Here is a 20,355-nt window from a genome sequence, read left to right as displayed (position 1 = left end):
CGCGGCTTTTTCATGCGCGCTTCGCGCCATCTTACGCCGTGCCGCTCCTCACATAATCCGCCCGGTTGATGCCGTGGCGCTGCAGCTTGTCGTAAAAGGTCTTGCGGGCGATGCCGAGCGTGGCGATGGTTTCCGCCACGTCGCCATTCGATTGTTCCAGCGTTTCGCGGATGATGCGCGCCTCGATCTCATCCATGCGCTCCGGCAGCGTTCCGGAAGCGGGGATTGTGGATTGCAACGCAGGCGCGGTCGCCGGTTCCGTCTCCAGCCCCAGCACCACCCTTTCAGCGAAATGTCCGAGTTCGCGCACATTGCCCGGCCAGTCATGCTCATTGAGGCGGCGGGAAATACCGGCGCTGATCTGCGGCACCGACATATTGAAACGGTTGGCGGCCTTGGTGACGAAGTGGGAAAACAACAGCGGAATATCCGCCTTGCGTTCGCGCAGCGGCGGAATGGACAGCGTCACCACATTCAGCCGGTAATAGAGATCCTCACGAAACGTGCCGCGCTCGGACGGATCGCCGAGATCGACCTTGGCCGCCGCGACCACGCGAATATCGACCGGCCGCTCCTCATTCGACCCCAGCGGCGAGACCTCACGCATTTCCAGCACACGCAGCATCTTCACCTGCACCGCAAGCGGCATGCTTTCGATCTCGTCCAGAAACAGGGTGCCGCCACTCGAATGTTCGATGCGGCCGACGCGCTTTTTCTGCGCGCCGGTGAAAGCCCCCGGCTCATGGCCGAAGAGCTCGCTCTCGATCACCGTTTCCGGCAGCGCCCCGCAATTCAGCGCCACGAAATTGCCCTTTGAGCGTTTCTTGCTCCAGCGGTGAAGGGCCGTCGCCACCACTTCCTTGCCGCTGCCGGTCTCGCCCGCCACCAGCACATCCACATCCGTATCGGCAATGTGCCTGAGCGTGGTGCGCAGGCGCTCCATGGCGGGCGTCTGGCCGATCAGCGGTAAATCATCCTCAGCCTGTCCCGCCGCCCGGCGAAGCGCCCGGTTTTCCAGCACGAGGCGGCGCTTTTCCAGCGCCCGGCGGGCGCTTTCCACCATGCGTTCAGCGGGAAATGGCTTGGCGATGAAATCATAAGCGCCATTGTGAAGCGCATCGACCGCCATCGGCACATCGCCATGACCGGTGATGAGAATGACCGGCAGATCGGCATCGATCTTGCGAACATGGTCGAAAAATTCGAGCCCGGTCATGCCGGGCATACGTACATCGGTGATGACGACGCCGTCGAAATCCTCGTTCAAAGCCGCAAGCGCCTGTTCTGCGCGTGAAAACGACGTGACCGGCAATCCATCGAGTTCCAGCGTCTGCACCATCGCCTTGCGCAGCTGGGAGTCGTCGTCCACCAGGAATATGGTTCCATCCGCCGTCATGTCATGCTCGCTTCAGAAATACGGAAAAACATGTGCCCGCCTTGCTGCTCGCCACCTCGATGCGCCCGCCATAGTCCGAGGCAATATCGTTGGAGATGACAAGACCGAGGCCGAGGCCGCTTTCCTTTGAGGTGTTGAAGGGCGAAAAAAGCTGGGCGCGAATGGCTTCGGGAATGCCAGTGCCATTGTCGCTGACGGAAAGCACGACCATGTCGCCTTCCTCGCGCACACGAACTTCGACACGCGCCGCCCCAGTCTCTTCAGTGGCTTCCAGCGCGTTTTGCAGAAGGTTGATGAGAATTTGCTCGAGCCGGATACGGCTGCCGAGCACTTTCAGGTCCTGATCCGGCAACACGATATCAAGCGCATCCATCTGCCCAGAGAAGCGGCTGCGCAAAAGCATGACTGCACCTTCGATGACCAGTCGAACACTGACAGGCTCGGCGGCGGTGCGGCCCTTGCGCGCCAATATCTTCAGGTCGCCGGTAATGGTGCCGATACGCTCGGTCAGCGCCGCGATGTTTTCGAGATTTTCGTTGGCCTCGGACATGCGGTCGCGTTTCAGCAGGGTGCGGGCATTGTCGGCAAAGGCGCGGATCGTCGCGACCGGCTGGTTGATCTCGTGCGCCACGCCCGCCGCCACCTGCCCCAGAATGGAAAGGCGGTTGGCCTGCACCAGTTCGTGCTGCACATTGCGCAACTCGCCCGAGGTCTTTTCATGCAGGGCGATTTCGGCCTGCAGATGATCGCGGGTCTTCGTCAGGTCGCGGGTCCGCTCCTGCACCTTCATTTCCAGCTCGGCGCGGGCACGCTGCTCCTCTTCCTTTTCCTTGAGCGCCTTGTGCCTGCGCCAGAGCCACAGGGCCGAAAGCGCCATCAGCGGCATCAGCGTCGCCAGCGCCACCACCCTGCCCTCGCGGATGGCGGCATTCAGCGCCGGCGCGACCGGTTGGAGATAGTGCAGCGTCCATGACGTGGTCGGCACCGGCACTTCCAGCCGCAGATAATCGCCGCGTTCCCTCCCCGGCTCATCGACATGAATGAGCGGAACATCCTCGCTCGCGCGCCGCGCCGCGCGAAACGGCAGCGTTGAAAGCGCCTCATTGCCGAATTGCAGGCTCTCGGAGATGATTTTCCGCCGCGCCTCATCGATCGGCGCGACGGTCCTGAAGCGCCACTCCGGCACACTGGTCATCAGCACGACGCCGTTTCTGTCGACCACATAGACCGGCTTGCCGCCGATGTTCCAGTCTGTCTCCAGCCGGTTGAACTCGACCTTGGCAATGACGACGCCAAGCGGCCGCCCATCGGCGGCATCGATGCGGCGGGATATATAAAGACCCGGCCGACGGCTGACATTGCCGAGAGCATAATGTTCGGACATGCCGGTCTTCATCGCCGCCTGGAAATATTCGCGGAAAGCATAATTGGAGCCAACAAAGCTGTCATCCTGCCGCCAGTTGCTCGACGCGATGGTCAATCCGGTCGGCCCGGTCACATAAATCACCGAGGATTGTGTGCCTTCAATCAGCCCCTCCAGCTTGCGGTTCAACCGGTCGAGGGCAGGAGCACCGCCGCCATCCAGCGCGGCGGCAAGATCAGGATCTCCGGACAGGACAAGCGGAATGGCGCGCGGCCGCTCCAGCGCGACATTCAGGAGCGCGATCTTCAGTTCCGCATCCGTGGCGGCCTCGGAACCGGCCATGCGCATCGCCTGATTGCGGGCGAACTCATCGGCCACCAGCAGAACGCCAAGACTGACGAGCAGCCACAGGCCCGCCAGCGCCAGCCATTGCGCCCGCCGCGTCGCATGGGAATGAGATGCCTGATCCTGATAAGTCATGCGGCAATTGTGCGGATTTACACACAGACCGCAAGAGATCTTGTCCGGAATTCCGCACAAATACATGTGGGCCGATGAAGCGCCAATAAAAACTACTTTTGAAATCAGCCAGTTACGCCAAATAAGCAAGTCTGGCATGCGTATTGCACATGACTCCGCAATCGGCGCGAAGCCGTCAACGTCACGGCGATCCCGGGAGGCCAATAAAGGCAGGGTGAGGCCGAGGAGGAAAAAACATGATCGATACGACAGCCGTGGCCGCAGGCCACGCCAAGCAGCCATTCTACAAGCACCTGTATTTTCAGGTTCTGGTGGCCATCATCGCCGGTATCGCGCTCGGCCATTTCTATCCGGCCTTCGGCGAACAGCTGAAGCCGCTTGGCGACGGCTTCATCCGCCTCGTCAAGATGATCATCGCGCCCGTCATCTTCCTCACTGTCGCAACCGGCATCGCCGGCATGAACGACATGAAAAAGGTGGGTCGCGTGGCCGGCAAGGCCATGATCTACTTCCTCGTATTCTCCACGCTCGCGCTCATCGTTGGCCTCATCGTCGCCAACACCGTGCAGCCGGGCGCGGGCATGAATATCGATCCCGCCACGCTGGATGCCAAGGCAGTCGCGACCTACGCCGACAAGGCCCATGAGCAGACCATCACCGGCTTCCTGATGAACATCATCCCGACCACCATCGTCGGCGCTTTCGCCAGCGGTGACATTCTGCAGGTGCTGTTCTTCTCGGTTCTGTTCGGTATCGCGCTCGGCATCGTCGGCGAAAAGGGCAAGCCCGTCACCGATTTCATGCACGCCCTGATGTATCCGATCTTCAAACTGGTCGCGATCCTGATGAAGGCCGCCCCCATCGGCGCTTTCGGCGCGATGGCCTTCACCATCGGCAAATACGGCATCTCGTCCGTCACCAACCTTGCGATGCTGATCGGTACCTTCTACGTCACGTCCTTCCTGTTCGTGTTCGTGGTTCTCGGTGCGGTATGCCGTTACAACGGCTTCTCCATCGTCGCGCTCATCCGCTACATCAAGGAAGAACTGCTTCTGGTTCTCGGCACCTCTTCTTCCGAAGCTGCCCTGCCGGGCCTGATGAGCAAGATGGAAAAGGCCGGCTGCAAGCGCTCCGTCGTCGGTCTCGTCATCCCCACCGGTTATTCCTTCAACCTTGATGGCACCAACATCTACATGACGCTGGCGGCCCTCTTCATCGCGCAGGCGACCGGTATCCACCTCTCCTTCGGCGAACAGATCCTGCTGTTGCTGGTGGCCATGCTCTCCTCCAAGGGTGCCGCCGGCATCACCGGCGCGGGCTTCATCACGCTCGCGGCAACCCTCTCCGTTGTGCCTTCGGTTCCCGTCGCCGGCATGGCGCTGATCCTCGGCATCGACCGTTTTATGTCGGAATGCCGTGCACTCACCAACTTCGTCGGCAATGCGGTCGCCACCATCGTCGTCGCCCGCTGGGAAGGCGAACTGGATCAGGATCAGCTTGCCCGCGTTCTGAGCGGCCAGGAAGAATTCACCGGCATCGCCGATGTGGATCAGCTTCCGGCTTCGGTGCAGCCCGCCGAATAATAAGACCTCCCAAGGTCCGGCCTGTCCCGGTTTCTCCGGGCAGGCACATATGGAGAGCCCGGCGCATCGACAGGATGCGCCGGGCTTTCTTTGTTCAGGCTCGCGCCCACTAAACGGGGTTTTTATCGGCCGGAAGATGCGGTAGAGCCGAAGCGGAACAAATGCGATAAGCGGAGTGGCGGCATGAAGAACCTGTTTCTGGCCTGGCAATTCTGGGCGCTGCTATCGGCAGCCTTTGCGGCGCTCACCGCCATCTTTGCGAAGGTCGGCATCGAGAACGTCAATTCCGATTTCGCCACTCTCATCCGCACCGTCGTCATTCTCGCCGCCGCCGGCCTGATGGTTTACATCACCGGCAACTGGCAGCAGCCTTCCACCATCTCGGGTAAAACCTGGCTGTTCCTCGTGCTTTCGGGACTGGCCACCGGCGCATCGTGGATATGTTATTTCCGGGCGCTTAAACTCGGAGACGCCGCCCGCGTCGCGCCCATCGACAAGCTGAGCGTCGTGTTTGTCGCCATCTTTGCGGTGCTGTTTCTGGGCGAAAGGCTGTCTTTGCCCAACTGGCTCGGCGTGGTGCTGATCGCCTGCGGCGCGGTGCTTGTGGCCTATCGGGGATAGGCCAGCCGGATAAACCGGCCGGCACAATCGCTGAAGTTATCAGCCTCGGGCAGCCGCAACCTTGTCGAGACCACGCTTCACACCGGCAAACAGCTCGTCCAGCTGTTCGGCCGTAATGATGAGCGGCGGGCAGAAGCAGATGGACTCGCCGATAGGCCGCGTGATGACACCCTCCTCCTCGATGGCCGCGGCAAGGGCCAGCGTCGTATCGCCGGGCTTCATGCCCTCCCATGGCTTCACCTCCAGCGCGCCGATCAGGCCGATACCGCGCGAGGAATGAATAAGCGGGTGATCGGCGAGCGCCTTAAGATGATCGAGAAACTTGCCTTCCAGCCGGGCGACGTTACCGACCAGATCGCGCTCCTGAATGATCTTCAGGTTTTCCAGTCCCACAGCTGTTGCGACGGGATGGCCGGAGGCGGTGTAACCATGGCCGAAGGAGCCGATACGGTCGGATTCATCGGCAATCGGCTGGTAGAAACTGTCATTCATGATGATAGCCGAAAGCGGCATATAGGACGACGAAATCTGCTTGGAGACGACAAGCACATCCGGCTTTATGCCATAGGTCTCGCAGGCGAACATCTTGCCGGTTCGGCCGAAACCGCAGATCACCTCATCCACCACAAGCAGAATATCGTATTTCTTCAGGATCGCCTGTACGCCTGCCCAATACCCTTCAGGCGGCAAAAGAACGCCGCCGGCGCCCATTACCGGCTCGCCCCAGAAAGCGGCGATGGTTTCCGGGCCTTCGCGAAGAATCAAATCCTCCAGCTCTTTCAGGATACGCGCGGTGAAATCCGCCTCGCTTTCCCCTTCCTTTCCAAAATGCACATAGGAGGGGCAGGCCGTATGCAACATGCGGTCCAGCGGCAGGTCGAAGCTTTCATGGTTACGCGGCAGGCCGGTGATTGAGGCCGAGGCAATCGTCACACCATGATACCCCTTGATGCGGCCGATGATCTTCTTCTTGTCTCGTCTGCCCAGCGCGTTCGAGCGATACCAGACCATCTTGGCGACCAGATCGTTGGCCTCGGAGCCGGAGGAGGTGAAATGCACCTTGGACATCGGCACCGGTGAAAGCTCGATCAGCAGCTCGGCGAGATCAACCGACGGGCCGTGCGTCTTGTAGGAAAAGGTGTGGTAATAGGGCAGCTTCTGCATCTGCTTCGTCGCCGCGTCCACCAGCCGCTGTTCACCGAAGCCGAGCGCCACCGACCACAGCCCCGCCATCGCCTCGATATAGCGCTTGCCGCTGCTGTCGGTTACATAGATGCCTTCGCCGCTCTCGATCACCAGACCGCCGGTCTTTTCGAATTTGCGCAGATTGACGTTCGGATGCATCTGATAGGCGATATCGCGTGCCTCGACGGAATTCGGCAGGATGGTCATCGATGAAGGCTCCATTTTCGGTTGATGCTCGGCGTGTCAGACGTGCTGTCCGCCATTGATGTGAATTTCCGCGCCGTTGATGTAGCTCGACTGTTCCGAGCACAGGAAATAGATGGTCTGCGCCACCTCGGCCGTGGTGCCGAGCCGCCCGAGCGGCACCTGGGCTTCCACCAGCTCGGCCGTTCCGGGGGAGAGGATGGCGGTGTTGATCTCGCCCGGCGCAATCGCATTGGCGCGCACGCCGCGCGGACCGAACTCATGCGCCAGCTCGCGCGTCAGCGCCGCAAGCGCCGCCTTCGATGTGGCATAGGCCACGCCGGCAAAAGGATGCACCCGTGAGCCGACAATCGACGTGACGTTGACGATTGAGCCTTTTGCCGCTTCTAGTTCCGGCAAAAGCGCGCGGGCGAGCAGCGCCGTCGAAACAAGATTGACGTTCAGCACCCGCGTCCAGATTTCCGCCGTCGTATCCATGACACCGAGACGGCTGCCACCCTCGCCCTTCGGCGAAATTCCGGCATTGTTGACAAGCGCCGCAAGCTTTCCCTCCGGCAGGCGTGAACGCACCTCGTCCGCCAGATCGTCAATGCGGGACAGGTCCTCCAGATCGGCCTGAATGTGGCTCTCCCGCGCTGACGGCCAACGGCATTCCTCGGAGAAGGGTTGCCGCGATACGGTGAGAATTCTCCAGCCCTTTTCCTGAAACAGCTTGACGGTGGCGTGCCCTATTCCACGGCTTGCGCCGGTAAGAAGCATATAAGGAACAGCCATATGAGAACTCCTGTGCCATGCGGACCGTTGAGCCGGCCGCGCATTCAGCCCCACATGTTAGAGCGCTGCCACCGGCTGACAAGGTCTTTTTTGTCGCGGCGCAGCGATGGCGGATCGGCGACGGGCTAATCCCATTTGATGCACGGCTTTCACCCGAAGGGAATATTTGAAGCCGACCGTTTACCCATAAAATGAAGCCTCCCGAATGTGTGATCAGTATTGGGAGGGGGACGAATGCGTATCGATATCATCGACACGGACGCCGGCTTCGAGGCCATCCGCGAAAACTGGGATGCGGTGTTCATGGCCGATCCCCATGCCCGGCATTTCCTCTCCTGGGGGTGGCTGAGGGACTATATGCCGCGCCGCAGGCGCTGGTTCATTCTTGCGCTGCGCGAACGGGCGGAAGGCTCGCCCTATGTGGCGTTTTTCCCGCTGCGCATCGTCACCGAACCGGACAAAAAAACCGGACGCTTCCACGACAGCATCGTCATGGCCGGCAATGCTGCGGCCGATTACACCGGTTTCATCACCCTGCCGGACTATGAAAATCACGCAGTCGCCGGTTTCTGTTCCTATATCCGCCAGCAGAACTGGACCGAGCTGAAGCTCGATTATCTTTCCGGCCCGCCGGAACGCCGCGACGCGATGATCCGCGCACTTCAGGGCCCGCTCGTCATGTTTCGCGACAACATGCCGACCAACCCCTACAACATCAACAATTGCATCTGCCCGGTGGTGACGCTGCCGGACACGTTCGACGGCTATCTCGACAGTCATATGAGCAGCCAGACCCGGCAGAAGCTGAGGCGTTTCCTGAGAAAAGTGGAAGGCGGCGACGAATATCGCATCACCTTTGCAACGAGGGAAACAATCAAGCGGGACATGGACATCCTGTTCGATTTCTGGCGTATCCGCTGGGCGCCGCACAAGGGCAAGGAACGCACGGAACTCCTGATCGGTGCGACACGGCAGATGCTGATGGATGTCTATATCCGTGGCGATCTGGAAGTGCCGGTACTGTGGTTCGGCGACCAGCCGCTCGGCGCGCTCGCCAATATCATCGACCGCCAGAAGAAATCGGTCCTGTTCTACATTACCGGCCGCGACGAGAACTGGAAGACCCCTTCCCCCGGGCTCGTGCTGCATGGCCATTGCATTCGCAGGGCAATCGAGCAGGGTTTCAAAACCTATGATTTCCTGCGCGGCAACGAGCCTTACAAATATTTCTTCGGGCCGGAGGAGCAGAAGCTGAGCTGCACGCTGTTCCGCACCCGCTCGGGCGACAATCTCGGCGGCACGCTTCACCCGCGCAGCATCCGTTTTGTCTACGAACAAGCCCTCAAACTCTATAAGACCGGCCAGAAGGCGGCCGCCAATATTGCCTTCGCCCAGGTGCTGACTGCGGCACCGGACCATCTCGGCGCGCAATTCGGGCTCGCCAATCTGTTGTTCGACCGGGGTGAATTCCGCGAGGCCGAAATCGCCTTTCTCAGCCTTCTGGCCGCCGGGCAGGAACCCGTCGTCCTTTGGCTGCGTATCGGCGAGGCCCGGCTGGCGCAGCAGCACTACCACGAGGCGTCCGAGGCCTTCCGCCAGGTGACCAATCGCGCGCCCTTCCACCGGGAAGCGCTTTACAAATGCGCCGTGGCGCTGATTGCCGCCGAAAGAACGATGGAAGGTGCGGAAATCCTCGACAGGCTGCAGCACTATCATTCGGACGATGCGGCACATCTGGAATATGCGGAAAAGGCCCGTGCAGCTCTTGCCCGGCTGGAACTGGCAAAAGCCAAGGTTCCGCTGCCACCCGATGTCGTCACGCTCGCCATCAAGCCGAAAGCGACGGGCAAACGCTGGCACCCGCCAAAGGTTTTGCATTAAAGGCAACGCCCTGTAAGTTGCGGCAGGAAAAACCGGCCGGACGACTTACAAGGATTTTTGATGTTTTTGACCAACAAGGACATGCTCGATCTCATTGAGCTTCGCCATGATCTTCACCGTCATCCGGAAATCTCCGGCGAGGAGAAGGAAACGGCGCGGCGCATCCGCGCTTTCCTCGAGCAGGCGCAGCCCGACCGGCTTTTCGCCGATCTCGGCGGCCATGGCGTGGCTGCGGTCTATGACAGCGGTAAAAGCGGCCCGGCGATCCTCATCCGTTCGGAACTCGATGCCCTGCCCATTCAGGAAAAGAGTGACGCCGAATACCGCTCCGGCACTGATGGCAAAGGCCATCTTTGCGGCCATGACGGCCACTCCACCATTCTGACGGCGCTGGCGCTCGGCCTTTCCCGGCAGCGGCCCGCGACAGGTCGCGTCATCCTTCTGTACCAGCCGGCGGAAGAAACCGGCGCGGGCGCCACCGCCGTCCTCGCCGACCCGCGTTTTGGGCAGATAAAGCCGGATTATTCCTTTTCGCTCCATAACCTGCCCGGCCTGCCTTTCGGCCATGTCAGCGTGGTGGAAGGACCGGTCAACTGCGCGTCGCGCGGGGTCAAAATCCACCTTTCCGGCAAGACGGCGCATGCGTCTTCACCTGAACATGGCATTTCCCCGATGCGGGCAATATCCCGGCTGATGCCGGCCTTGGCCGAACTGGGCTCCGGTTTTCCGCCAGAGCCCGATTTTTCGATGGTGACGATCACCCATGCCGTAATGGGCGAAGCCGCCTTCGGAATTTCCCCGGCCGATGCTGAAATCTGGGCGACACTGCGGACACTGACCGACGACCGGATGGAAAAACTCTGCGAGGCTGCGGAAACTCTGGCTAAAAAGGTGGCGGACGAACAGCAGCTGACCCTCGACATCACCTATGACGATATTTTCCTGCATTGCGAAAATGCGCCTGACGCGGTCGGGCATATCCGGCGCGCGCTGGACGAGGAAAAAATCTCCCACGGTTCGGAGGGGCTGCCCATGCGGGCTTCGGAGGATTTCGGCCGCTTTCGCGCCGTTTCGTCATCGGCGATGTTCTTTCTCGGCGCAGGCCGGGACTATCCCAACCTGCACAATCCGGATTACGACTTTCCCGATGCGCTGATCGGCACCGGCGCGCGCATCTTCATGCGCATCATCCGCAACCTCACCGACGCGAGATAGCAGCGACTGCTGCTATATCCAGCCGCGATCAGCCGCCCGTCAGCCGCCCTGTGGACCGTTGCTGGGCCGGGCGGCGCGCACCGCAGCCAGGCCCCGGATGCCATCCTTGTTTCCGATAGCTGTGAGGCTTTCGAAAATCTGGGCGGCCTCACCATAACGGCGCATGGCGAGGTAGGAATAACCGCGCAGCACCATCAGGTCCGTGCGCTCATCCGCCAGCCGCGCCCGCTGGTCGAGCAGGAGAAGCGTTTCGGCATATCGCTTCGACCCGAATGCGGAGACCGCTCGATCGGCAAGGATCGAAACCTGCAGCTCCGTCGCGCGTGGGCGATCCATACGCGATTTCGTCGCCGAGACGGCTGCATGGTCCGTCAAGCCCATGCGCAGATAGGCAAGGCTCTGGCCGTAGGCTGCGTCGCTTTTGACATTGGATTGACCGCTTTCAATTGCGGATTCGAAAGCTTTCAGAGCCTCCGCCGGCCGGTTCGTCTCCATCAGGCACCAGCCGAGATCGAGCGCCTGCTGTGGCGGCAGACGTTGCGGATCGGGATAGGCCGCGCAGGAACGCGGGCGCGATGCAGCACCGGCTTCCCTTTGCACCTGCGCGGGGCGGCGCGCCTGCTTGCGCGAAGGTTCAAGCTGCTGGACGACAGGCGGGTTATAAACCACCGCCGTCTCACCCTGCGGTGCACTGGTCTGCACGGGCGGCGCCGTTACCTGTGCGACAACCGGCGGCGCGGTTATGGGAGCAACCGCCTGCCCGGGCTGGTCCACCATGCGCGCCGTTCCGACATCGGCGATACGTTGCGAACGGCCTCCCCATTCCTGCTGGATGCCACGCAGGCCGGCGAGATTGCGAAGATCGTGATAGCTGACGGCCATGCCGTAGGCCGACGGCTCATCATCCGGTTTCCAGCCAAGGGCCGTGCTGAACCATTGCAAAGCAAGCGGCGTCTGCCGGAAGGCAAGCGAATACCAGCCGAATTGCTGCGCCGTCGCTGCATCCTTCTGCGCCACCGTTTCGGCGGCGATACGTTGCAGCACCTCCGGCGGCAGGACGACCGGCGGCTCCAGCGCCAGAAGATTGGCCGTTGCGGCGAGATAGGTCCCAAGCGCATCGTCGGATGCCTTGCGCCAATTATACATGACGTCCTCGGCCTCACGCGGCTCGTTACGGTCGATCAGCGCCAGCGCCAGCCCCTGCGAAGCCGATGCGCTGTCTTCCTCTTCCCGCGCCTTGCGGAACCATTTTTCCGCCTCCGCCATGTTCTTCTGCCGGATATTGTACCAGCCGAGCAGCAGGGCGTCGCTTGCAAGCTTATCGGTCTCGGCAAGCCGCTGAAGCCGCATCACATAGGCCGAAGGAACGGCAATGCCCTCCTTCTCCCCTGCCTTGGCAACGAACTGGCGGGCGAGATCGTTCTTGACCGGTTCAAATTCCAGCTGACCGTCGGCGCCCGGTTTTTCCTTGGCCAGCAGTTCGTCCATCATTTCCGCCGGCAAAAGCGCGGATGCCTTCTGCACGGTGGCGAGCCTGTCGCTGGCGACCGTGCAATTGTTGAGGATGTAGAGATAGGCGTCCCGCGCCCGTCCCATCCGGTCGGTATTGGCGAAGGCATCGGCAACCCGCCACAGCACATCGACCTCGCCGCATGTCAGCAGGCTGGGATTATTGGCGGCTGTATCCACCACTGTCGTATATTGCTTGAGATCGGAAGCATTGACGAGCCGTTGGCGCGCTTCGGCAAGGGAAAGCATGCCCGTCAGATTGTCGGGTGGCTGCCAGCCGGGTTCCGCCTGCTGGCGGTCGGCAATCGCCTTCCTCACTTCGGCATAACGGCCGTCGGTATAAAGCTGCCACATGGCGTCGAGCCGTGGATCGCCATTTTCGGGAATGGCGAGAGGATCGGCAGGCGGCGTCCAGTTGGGATATAGCGCGCGCAGGCGCGCGATTTCGGCCTGAAGACGCTGCGTATCGCCCCTCGCCGCGAAATAGCGCAACGCACTCAGATCGACCTCGGGCATATCAGCCGATGCAGGCTGGGTGGCGCGAGGGCCCGGCGCCTGCGCCGTCTGTGTTTGCGGCGCCTGCCCGCCAACCTGTGTCACCGGCAAGGGGTCGGTCGCCGGCACCGTGACCGGCGGTGTCGCGGGCTGCGTTACCTGCGCCATTTCACGGTTCTTGACGAAAGCGTTGATCTGCGCCGGATTGGCCGCCGTCGGCAAAACACGCTGTACCGCCCGGTTGTCGCCGACCGCCGAGGTATGCACGTCCGACACCCGCCCCAGAATGTTATCGCGCCAGTGAAAGGCGGCGAGCGCTATCAGAAGCAGAATGAGAGCCGAGGTCGACAGTGGCTTGTTCATCGGCATTCCCCGTTATTCCTTGCCAGAAACGACAATGCCAGAAGATGCAATGTGGAAGGATAATAAAGTGTTGGCTGGAAGTTTTTGAGTTCGGCGGAAACGGCCGGCCCGCCGCCGACACAGGCCGCAAGCGCCGGAATGATGCGATAGCCGGGATCGGACAGGACATCCTTGACCGCTCCGCTCTTCAGGTCGAAGGTTCCGGCAGCGCCGCTTTCCAGCGTCATGCCGCCTTTCAGCCGGGCGAGCAGCTCCGGCGATCCCATATTCGCCCTTGCGAGATAAAGTGGTATGCGCACCGCATTATAGCCGAATTCCGGCGGGAAGCCCGATGCCGGCTGCGGCTTCGTCTTCACCGATACCCAGTCAGCCGGCAGTTTTCTGTCGCTGAAAGCGAATGTGCCGATCTGCGCCACACCGTCATCGGCAAGCGCTTTCCAAAGCGGCGATGGCGCAACAAGATTGAGCACCGGAAAGGCCTCGAAAATCAGATAGGAAGGATTGACCACTGGCCCATCCTCCCGGTCATCCTCGTCGAAACCGCTGGCCGCCGGCAGAAGCAGCGTTCGCCCGCCGCGTTGCACCACCGTCTTCCTGAGAATGGCGGATGCGATGGCCGCGGATGCTTCGGCATAATCCTGCCGGTTCCATTGCCCTGCCGCCAGCGCCAGCGCATAGGCGATCAGGATATCGCCATCCGTAGCGTTGTTGATATCGGTTACATGCGGTCTGGTGCGCGGATCCCATTTCCAGGCGGAAAGCCCGTCGTCACGCACCAAAAGCTCGGTGCGCGTGAAACTCCAGATCAGCTCGAAGTCGGACAGGTTGTCGGCAAGCACGGCAAGCCACATGCCGTAGCCCTGGCCTTCGCTATGGCTGATATTGCCGTTGCCGGTATCGATGACGCGGCCGCCGGGATCGAGAAACGCGCCTTTATAGGCAGACCACGCCTCCGGCGAAACCGAAGCGGCGCGGCTGACGGAAATACCTGCAATCACCGTCATCATGGACAGGAAGAGAATGCCGGCCAGTTTCGAGATTCCGTTCTTCATCGATGCCGTCCCATCATGCGCAGCATCGTGAAAGTGGCGAGGCCGAGGAGAGATACGAAGCCGATGAACGCCAGCGAATAGGAAAGAACGTTGGAAGAAAGCCAGTTGGCCGCGACCAGCCTCCAGTTGGAAAAGGAAAACGCCCGCGTGACGTAAAAATACGGCCGTTCCACCTCCACCGTTTCAAGTTTTTCGGCAGCGGCATCGTAAGCGGCAACACGTCCAGTGACACCGCGCCAGCGGTTTTCCCGCGTCATCGCCGCCATCCCGTCAAGAAGTTCCGCGGACGTTGGCGCAGTGGCAAGCGTCCACACCCCTTCGCCGGAGGGGCTCAGTCCCTGCGCCAGCATGAAAGAAACATTGCTTGGCGGCGCATAGAGCTGTTCGGCTGCCGGCAGGAAGCGTAGCGTATCCGAACTCAGGTCGAAATTCCGCTTCATCCATTCCTCGAGAGAAGACACCTGCCCCTCCCATACACCGCCGTCCACCCGCTCTCGCCAGTCGTTGAAAAGGGTTTCGCTGCTCTGGGCGGGCGGCTGGACGCCGGTTCCCATTTTCCAGGATATCTGGCTGGAGGGAACAAGATTGAACTGGCCGATCAATGCCTGCGGGAATTGCGAAATCGTACCGACGAACAGCGCGTCGCGATCGCCGATCACCAGCGGCGAGGCGACAGTCTCGATGTCGATGGGATGCCCCGCCACGCTTGCCAGCCGGCTGATCAGCGTGGCTGCCGCAGACATGGTATCGGTGTCGAAACGGTCGAGCGACAGGGCAACAGGCGCTCCGCCGGTCCGATAGGGCTGTCCGGCCCCGGCCATCGCGGCAAGATCCGGCTTGCGGCCGATCTGCGCATAGTCCGGAATATGAAGTTCAGACGTGTCGAACAATGCAAAACGCGGCGTCGTGCTGGCAGGGGCGCCCGGCGCGCAGGCCTGATCCTGCGCCGTCATCAAAACTGCCTCGATGGTGACCTTGTTCGGCCCGGGCTTGAAATGACGCATCGTCACATTGATCGGCAGATGCCGGAAAATGCCGCCGCCATTGTTGGAAATCGGTACGGTCGAGGCGATCTGGTCATTGACGTAGATATCGACATGGCTGCCCGGCAATACCTGCGACGAATAGGCGGCATCGAGAAGAAGCGACGCCTCACCATAAGCGGACGCATAAAAATCGGCTGGCATGCCGACGTAAAATTCGTTGCGGAAACGCCGGCCGCCAAATTCGGTGCTTTCGAGACCAAGTTCGGAAAGCGCGATACGGCGATCCGACATGACGAGCGGCACATCCGGCGCATGCCAGCTGCGGGTCGAAAAAGTCGTTCTCTGCGCACCGGGTGTGCGCGATATCGACGAAAACAGCGTCTCAATTGCCGCCTGAACCGCCTGCGGGGTGGGGCCGCTGACGAAAAGCGGCGAAAGACCACCCGGCGCGGGGACGCCAAAGCCGGCGAAAGCGCCCGCCGAAGCCTCGGGTGGCAGCGTTCCGGCAATTCCGGCAATCTCGCGGGCCGTTCCGACGAAGACCGTCAGCGTGCCTGCCTTGCGTTCACCGGAAGGAGCGGCCACAAAACGGATCGTCTGGTTCGGCATCTGGGTTCTGAGCGCCAGCGCCTGTGAAAGACGCAGGAGAGAATCCGCAAATGCCGGATTGCCGAGCGCCGGTGCGACCACTTCGATAGACGTCATCGCCTTGCCATCCGGCCCCGTTGCCTGAATATCATCGATATTGGCAAAGCTTCCGGCGACATCCGCATTAAAGCCGATATAGGTATTGGCAGGGTCTATATCGGTCCACAGATCGTAGGTGGACTGGATCGTGCAATCGGTTCTGTGGCGCTGCTGCACGCCCAGTCTCACGACATTTGAGCCGACCTGCAAGACGCCTGGCGGTATCTTCAAGGAGACATTGCCCTCGCTGTCGGGCGCTTCGATACGCGCCGGATCCAGCGCGACATTGTTCAGGCTGACCTGAAAATTCGAGCTTTCCGGCGCAACCACGATGGCGTTTTGATAGCCGATATTGAGCGAAACGGCGGCGTTCACCTGCTCCGGCGTCAGATAGATGCTCCATTGCCGCCGGTCCATCTCCCCGGAAAGGCTGAGCTTTTCATAGGGCAGGATGTATCGGCGGCGGCTGTCGGCGTCGAGCGACGGGGCCGTTACGGGAACGGGTCTCGCACCTTCCTGACGCGGAGGAGCCGCAACCGGCGGCGGCAACGGAACGGCTGGGCGCTGTTGCGACTGCGGCGCGGGCTGAACCGCAAATGGCGGCGAGGCGGATGGCTGAGACGGCGTCTGGGCCGGAATTTGGGCCGGAATCTGTGCAGGTGGCTGCTGACGCGGCGCGGCAGGCGCGACGGCGGACGGCGGCACGGGTGTCGGAGCCGTCTGGGCGGGCCGTTCCGGCGACATGTCGAAGGGCGAGGACTGCGCCATCGCGCCCGTGGCGACGGCCCCCCATACCAACATTGCCAGAGTATCCCGGATGGGTTTACGGCCGGTCATTTTACCGCTCCGACAGGTTTGGCGTCTCTGGGAGCAGGCCGAAGCGTTCGGACCAGATAATAAAGGCCGCGCTGCGTCTGGAAGAGCGATATGGCCAGGAAGATGGCCGTACCACGGATCAGGCCGGGGTTCTTGCGGCGCACCCGCTGGAATTCGCTCCACTGTTCCGAATTGGCGAAGATCAGGTCCGCAATCAGGCGGTGATCGACGGCGCGTTGCGGCGAGAAGGTACAGCCGATCGAGACGAGACCCTCGCCCTTCACCGTTCGCACCACGTTGACAGGCATGGTTTCCGGCACGCCCTCGCTATGCGGCTTGACCTTCACGATGGCCGTCGCGCCTTTTTCGATGGTTGTCGCGTTGTCGAAGAGATTGATCAGCAGGCCATGCACCGAGACGTTATCGATGGAAGCCGGCACCCAGGCGTCGCTACCCTCGAGCTTGACTTCGCAACGCCGTTTAACCGTGATGCGCCGCGACGCGGATTTGTCGCCACGCTCGGAAACGACACCGAGCGCACAGCCCGCAAAGATCAGATTGAGTAGGTTCCAGCCGCCGACCACAAGCGTGACATCCGCCTTGTAGGGCTCGCTGTAGATGCGCCAGGCGGCAAAGGCCATCGCCACCAGCAGCAGCGCGAAAATGACGAAGAACGGCCGGCTGATTTCCGAAAGCCGTGCCTCGGCAATGGATTCATCCTTCGCCGTCACCTTGAAGGTGGGCTTGCTGGGATTGAAAATCACCGAAACGACGGCAGGCAGGAGGTGAACCGTCTGCACATATTCGTAAAGTTCCGAAATCCACGGCCAGCGGAAGCTGCCATAGAGATAGTTCTGCATCATCAGGTTCACGAGCATATAGGCCGCCGTATAGGCCAAAAACTCGCCGCCCGAGGCCACGAAAATCTGAAGGTCGAAGAACAGGTAGAACAGCGGTGCGAACAGGAAGATGGTGCGCGGGAACGGAAACAGCCAGAACAGCGTCGACGACATGTAGCAGAGACGCTGCGTAAACGAGAGACCGCGCCGGAAAAGGGGCTGGCGGAAGATCAGGATCTGCATCATGCCCTGCGCCCAACGGCTGCGCTGGCCGATGAAGCTTGCGAAGGTGGCCGGCTGCAACCCGGCGATCAGCGGCTTGTCGACATAGATACTGTTCCAGCCGCGCGAATGCAGCGCCAGCGCCGTTTCGCAATCTTCCGTGATGCTGACGCCGCTGAAACCTTCGGTATCCTGCAATGCCTCACGCCGCAGCACGGCGGCCGAACCGCAGAAGAATGCACCGTTCCACTTGTCGAGGCCGCGCTGGATGATACCGTAAAACATCTCGTTTTCGCTCGGCATCGTCTCGAAGGTGCGCAAATTGCGCTCGATGGGATCGGGATTGACGAAGAAATGTGGTGTCTGCACCAAAAAGAGCCGTGGATCCTCTTCGAAATAACCAACCGTTTCCAGAAGGAAGTCGCGGGCAGGCGCGTGGTCGGCGTCGAACACGGTCACGAGCTCGCCGGTCGAATGGGCGAGACCGTTATTGAGATTTCCGGCCTTGGCGTGGACGTTACGCTCGCGCGTCAGATAGCGCACGTCGAGGTCCTCGCAGAGCTTCTTCAACTCCTCGTGGCGGCGCTGCGCTGCCTGCGCCTCGACGATATTGCTGGCGTTGCGCTTCTGCACCGAGCCGCCATCGTCCAGCAGCCAGACGGTGAACCGGTCGGCCGGATAATCCATGTTCTTGGCCGCTGCGAGCGTGTTGGCGAGAAGCTCAGCGTCCTCGTTATAGCTCGGCACGAAGACGTCGACCGTCGGCCGGTAATCGGGTGAACCGGGCCTCGTCTTGCGCGACGGCAGCGGCATCGACACGATGACGAGACTGAGCGCCAGCATCACAACGCTGTACATTTCCGCCAGATAGAGCAGAAAACCGGGAATGAAGTTCTCGAGCTGGTTGACGGGCGGCAACGTGCTGGTGGTGCGCCAGTAGACATAGCGCAGCACGATGGCCGTGCCGAAACCGAGCGCTACCAGACGCCAGGCCCCCTGCCCATTGAAGCTCTTGATCGTCGCCAGCAGGATGAGCGAAATCGCCGTAGCGACCAGATGCGTCTGCAGGCTGACCGGCATCGTGACGATGGCCAGAACGCAAAGCGACACAAGTAACCAGACAATGATTGTGATGGCCTTGCTCATCCAGAAACTTTCCGTTGTCTTCCCCACCCGGAATTTTGGTCCGGAATTTTTGCGATCTGCGCCTTGGCGTGCTCTTTCCCGCTGGTTCCGGCAATCACCTGCATCCTGACGCCACCCCCGAACCGGACAGACATGCGGGCGACGGAATGGAAACCTGCGGGACCTGCGACGGTTGCCGGCCACTATCTGCCGGCACACCATCCAGGCGCCTGCCCGCCACCGTGGGCCTTGCAGGCTGGAGGGGTGCGCCAGCCGATGCGGGCGACGGGATACTGACTGCAGCAACGGGTGGAAGCGGCTGCGGTTCCGGCTGGGCGGGCGGTGCAACGGCAGCCGTGCGACGAACGGGCCGGGGCGGCACGCTCGCGGTCACCTCGCTGCCGGGCCGCATCGGCACCTCATCCGCCTTTATGGGATAGACCGGATGGCCCGGACGCCCGAGATTTTTATCCACCGCCTGCGGCGTGCCGTAAGGGTTCCAGCTGGGCGAGGCATAGGTGCCGGTGATCGTGTAATTATACATGACCGCCAGCAGCCGCTCGACGCTGGCGCCCGACTGGCAAAGGCGCAGCCTCACCTTGATGCGCCCGAGATTGCGGAAATCCTGCCGCATGCTTTCCGGCGAGCGTATGTCCTGCCAGCCATAAAGGCAGGTATCATCGCCACGGCCGCTGCCGGCGGCATAGGAGAACGCGCCATAACCGTTCTGCAGGTAATTTGCCGACATGGCGATATTTTCGCCCGGAAACTCGGCGCGGATTTCCCGCGCGACGGAAGATGCCCTGAAACCGGAAAAAGCCAAAGCGTCGCCACCGGTATCGCCGGCCTGTTGCGGGCCGAAAAACTCCGCCTTGATATAGTTCTGCCCGGGGGTGGTGGCCTCGGAGCGCAAGATGACCTGCTGCGCCACGGCGTTGGAATAGGTGCGGTTGACCACGGTCACGATTTCAGGACCACCGGGCGGCGGGAAAACCAGCGCCTCGGAAGGAGACAGCATCTGGGATCCCCCGAAGGACCGAACGCCCGCGGGAGTATTGCAGCCCGATAGAACCGCAATGGAGAACAGCAATAAAGTATAGGCAGAAAAATTCACTGCCTTACGCCCCTTTATTTCCCCAACGCCGCCCAGGTTACAAGGAGACCGAATCACTAATGAGCAGACCATTGTTACGAAATACGTGAGGACTACGAATAAGCAATCTCAAATTTGCGTTGTAATTTCTGACACTTTATGGCTGGCGAATCGCCATTGCCGCCCATGTTCGCCATGGAACAAGGTGGAACCAATCGCGCTGCCGGGGGTTGGCTTTCTGTCAGGTCGATAATTTTACGGTTGCAGCGCAATATGTCCCATGGTCTACTTGCCTGCATAATGACGTATTTTTATTGGTCCGCTTTTTATTCAACTGTAAAAACAGAGAGTTGACGCATGACATTGCAATTTCCGAGCATCGCGCAGACGCTTGCCGAAGAGATCGGAAGATTACGCAAATGGCTGGATGAGGACGCCCTGCCCCTGTGGTGGGAGGCGGGTTCGG

At 61.1% G+C, this 20,355-nt stretch carries 13 protein-coding genes; 4 read left to right on the top strand and 9 right to left on the bottom strand.

Annotated features, from left to right (window positions below; genetic code table 11):
• Positions 1-31 precede the first annotated feature (31 nt).
• Both PH605_RS07080 and PH605_RS07075 read right to left on the bottom strand, forming a co-directional pair.
• The gene (locus PH605_RS07080) at positions 32-1,396 is read right to left on the bottom strand and encodes a sigma-54-dependent transcriptional regulator (protein ID WP_142844616.1); all 1,365 of its coding nucleotides are present in this window, start codon (positions 1,394-1,396) and stop codon (positions 32-34) included.
• 1 nt (position 1,397) lies between these two features.
• The gene (locus tag PH605_RS07075) at positions 1,398-3,239 is read right to left on the bottom strand and encodes a sensor histidine kinase (RefSeq protein WP_142844617.1); all 1,842 of its coding nucleotides are present in this window, start codon (positions 3,237-3,239) and stop codon (positions 1,398-1,400) included.
• 236 nt (positions 3,240-3,475) lie between these two features.
• Here PH605_RS07075 and PH605_RS07070 point away from each other — a divergent pair, with 236 nt between their 5' ends.
• On the top strand, positions 3,476-4,822 hold the full coding sequence (locus tag PH605_RS07070; RefSeq protein WP_003519920.1) for a dicarboxylate/amino acid:cation symporter: 1,347 nt from the start codon (positions 3,476-3,478) through the stop codon (positions 4,820-4,822).
• A 183-nt stretch (positions 4,823-5,005) separates the two neighbouring features.
• Positions 5,006-5,443: an EamA family transporter gene (locus PH605_RS07065; protein ID WP_065655604.1), complete on the top strand. Its 438-nt coding sequence runs from the start codon at positions 5,006-5,008 to the stop codon at positions 5,441-5,443.
• Positions 5,444-5,482: 39 nt separating this feature from the next.
• On the opposite strand, the gene PH605_RS07060 is transcribed toward PH605_RS07065, so the two are convergent.
• A complete protein-coding gene (locus tag PH605_RS07060; protein ID WP_142844618.1) occupies positions 5,483-6,835 on the bottom strand; it encodes an aspartate aminotransferase family protein in 1,353 nt (450 codons plus the stop codon).
• 36 nt (positions 6,836-6,871) lie between these two features.
• Positions 6,872-7,606 (bottom strand): SDR family NAD(P)-dependent oxidoreductase, encoded by a 735-nt coding sequence (locus PH605_RS07055; protein WP_065655602.1) that lies wholly within the window; start codon positions 7,604-7,606, stop codon positions 6,872-6,874.
• 234 nt (positions 7,607-7,840) lie between these two features.
• Between PH605_RS07055 and PH605_RS07050 the strand changes: the two genes are divergently transcribed.
• Positions 7,841-9,487, top strand: coding sequence for a GNAT family N-acetyltransferase (locus PH605_RS07050; RefSeq protein WP_142844619.1), 1,647 nt, complete (start codon positions 7,841-7,843; stop codon positions 9,485-9,487).
• Between the two features lie 60 nt (positions 9,488-9,547).
• Positions 9,548-10,702, top strand: a complete 1,155-nt coding sequence (locus PH605_RS07045) for an amidohydrolase (protein ID WP_142844620.1) — start codon at positions 9,548-9,550, stop codon at positions 10,700-10,702.
• Positions 10,703-10,741: 39 nt separating this feature from the next.
• Here the strand turns inward: PH605_RS07045 and PH605_RS07040 are convergent, their stop codons facing one another.
• The 5 genes from PH605_RS07040 to bcsN form a co-directional block, all read right to left on the bottom strand.
• Positions 10,742-13,075, bottom strand: a complete 2,334-nt coding sequence (locus PH605_RS07040; RefSeq protein ID WP_271040141.1) for a cellulose synthase — start codon at positions 13,073-13,075, stop codon at positions 10,742-10,744.
• Positions 13,066-14,121 carry a glycosyl hydrolase family 8 gene (locus tag PH605_RS07035; protein WP_065655598.1) on the bottom strand — a complete coding sequence of 352 codons (1,056 nt, stop codon included), beginning with the start codon at positions 14,119-14,121 and terminating at the stop codon, positions 13,066-13,068. Before PH605_RS07035 ends, PH605_RS07040 begins: the two co-directional genes overlap by 10 nt.
• Positions 14,118-16,631, bottom strand: coding sequence for a cellulose biosynthesis cyclic di-GMP-binding regulatory protein BcsB (locus PH605_RS07030; RefSeq protein WP_142844621.1), 2,514 nt, complete (start codon positions 16,629-16,631; stop codon positions 14,118-14,120). Before PH605_RS07030 ends, PH605_RS07035 begins: the two co-directional genes overlap by 4 nt.
• Positions 16,628-18,817 carry a UDP-forming cellulose synthase catalytic subunit gene (gene bcsA, locus PH605_RS07025; protein ID WP_271040140.1) on the bottom strand — a complete coding sequence of 730 codons (2,190 nt, stop codon included), beginning with the start codon at positions 18,815-18,817 and terminating at the stop codon, positions 16,628-16,630. Before bcsA ends, PH605_RS07030 begins: the two co-directional genes overlap by 4 nt.
• 94 nt (positions 18,818-18,911) lie before the next feature.
• A complete protein-coding gene (gene bcsN / locus PH605_RS07020; protein WP_065655645.1) occupies positions 18,912-19,814 on the bottom strand; it encodes a cellulose biosynthesis protein BcsN in 903 nt (300 codons plus the stop codon).
• Positions 19,815-20,355: the final 541 nt, after the last annotated feature.

Source organism: Agrobacterium sp. CFBP 3001 (assembly GCF_027871605.1).
Lineage (GTDB): Bacteria > Pseudomonadota > Alphaproteobacteria > Rhizobiales > Rhizobiaceae > Agrobacterium > Agrobacterium leguminum.
Note: the sequence above shows the minus strand (reverse complement) of the source record. Positions and strands in the feature narration are given on the sequence as shown.

What these genes read in the sequence shown, in the direction of transcription:
- bcsA (WP_271040140.1), bottom strand. Translation starts at nt 18,817, where the DNA reads ATGAGCAAGGCCATCACAATCATTGTCTGGTTACTTGTGTCGCTTTGC.
- PH605_RS07050 (WP_142844619.1), top strand. Translation starts at nt 7,841, where the DNA reads ATGCGTATCGATATCATCGACACGGACGCCGGCTTCGAGGCCATCCGC.
- PH605_RS07030 (WP_142844621.1), bottom strand. Translation starts at nt 16,631, where the DNA reads ATGACCGGCCGTAAACCCATCCGGGATACTCTGGCAATGTTGGTATGG.
- PH605_RS07040 (WP_271040141.1), bottom strand. Translation starts at nt 13,075, where the DNA reads ATGCCGATGAACAAGCCACTGTCGACCTCGGCTCTCATTCTGCTTCTG.
- PH605_RS07035 (WP_065655598.1), bottom strand. Translation starts at nt 14,121, where the DNA reads ATGAAGAACGGAATCTCGAAACTGGCCGGCATTCTCTTCCTGTCCATG.
- PH605_RS07060 (WP_142844618.1), bottom strand. Translation starts at nt 6,835, where the DNA reads ATGACCATCCTGCCGAATTCCGTCGAGGCACGCGATATCGCCTATCAG.
- PH605_RS07070 (WP_003519920.1), top strand. Translation starts at nt 3,476, where the DNA reads ATGATCGATACGACAGCCGTGGCCGCAGGCCACGCCAAGCAGCCATTC.
- PH605_RS07075 (WP_142844617.1), bottom strand. Translation starts at nt 3,239, where the DNA reads ATGACTTATCAGGATCAGGCATCTCATTCCCATGCGACGCGGCGGGCG.
- bcsN (WP_065655645.1), bottom strand. Translation starts at nt 19,814, where the DNA reads ATGCTGTCTCCTTCCGAGGCGCTGGTTTTCCCGCCGCCCGGTGGTCCT.
- PH605_RS07065 (WP_065655604.1), top strand. Translation starts at nt 5,006, where the DNA reads ATGAAGAACCTGTTTCTGGCCTGGCAATTCTGGGCGCTGCTATCGGCA.
- PH605_RS07080 (WP_142844616.1), bottom strand. Translation starts at nt 1,396, where the DNA reads ATGACGGCGGATGGAACCATATTCCTGGTGGACGACGACTCCCAGCTG.
- PH605_RS07045 (WP_142844620.1), top strand. Translation starts at nt 9,548, where the DNA reads ATGTTTTTGACCAACAAGGACATGCTCGATCTCATTGAGCTTCGCCAT.
- PH605_RS07055 (WP_065655602.1), bottom strand. Translation starts at nt 7,606, where the DNA reads ATGGCTGTTCCTTATATGCTTCTTACCGGCGCAAGCCGTGGAATAGGG.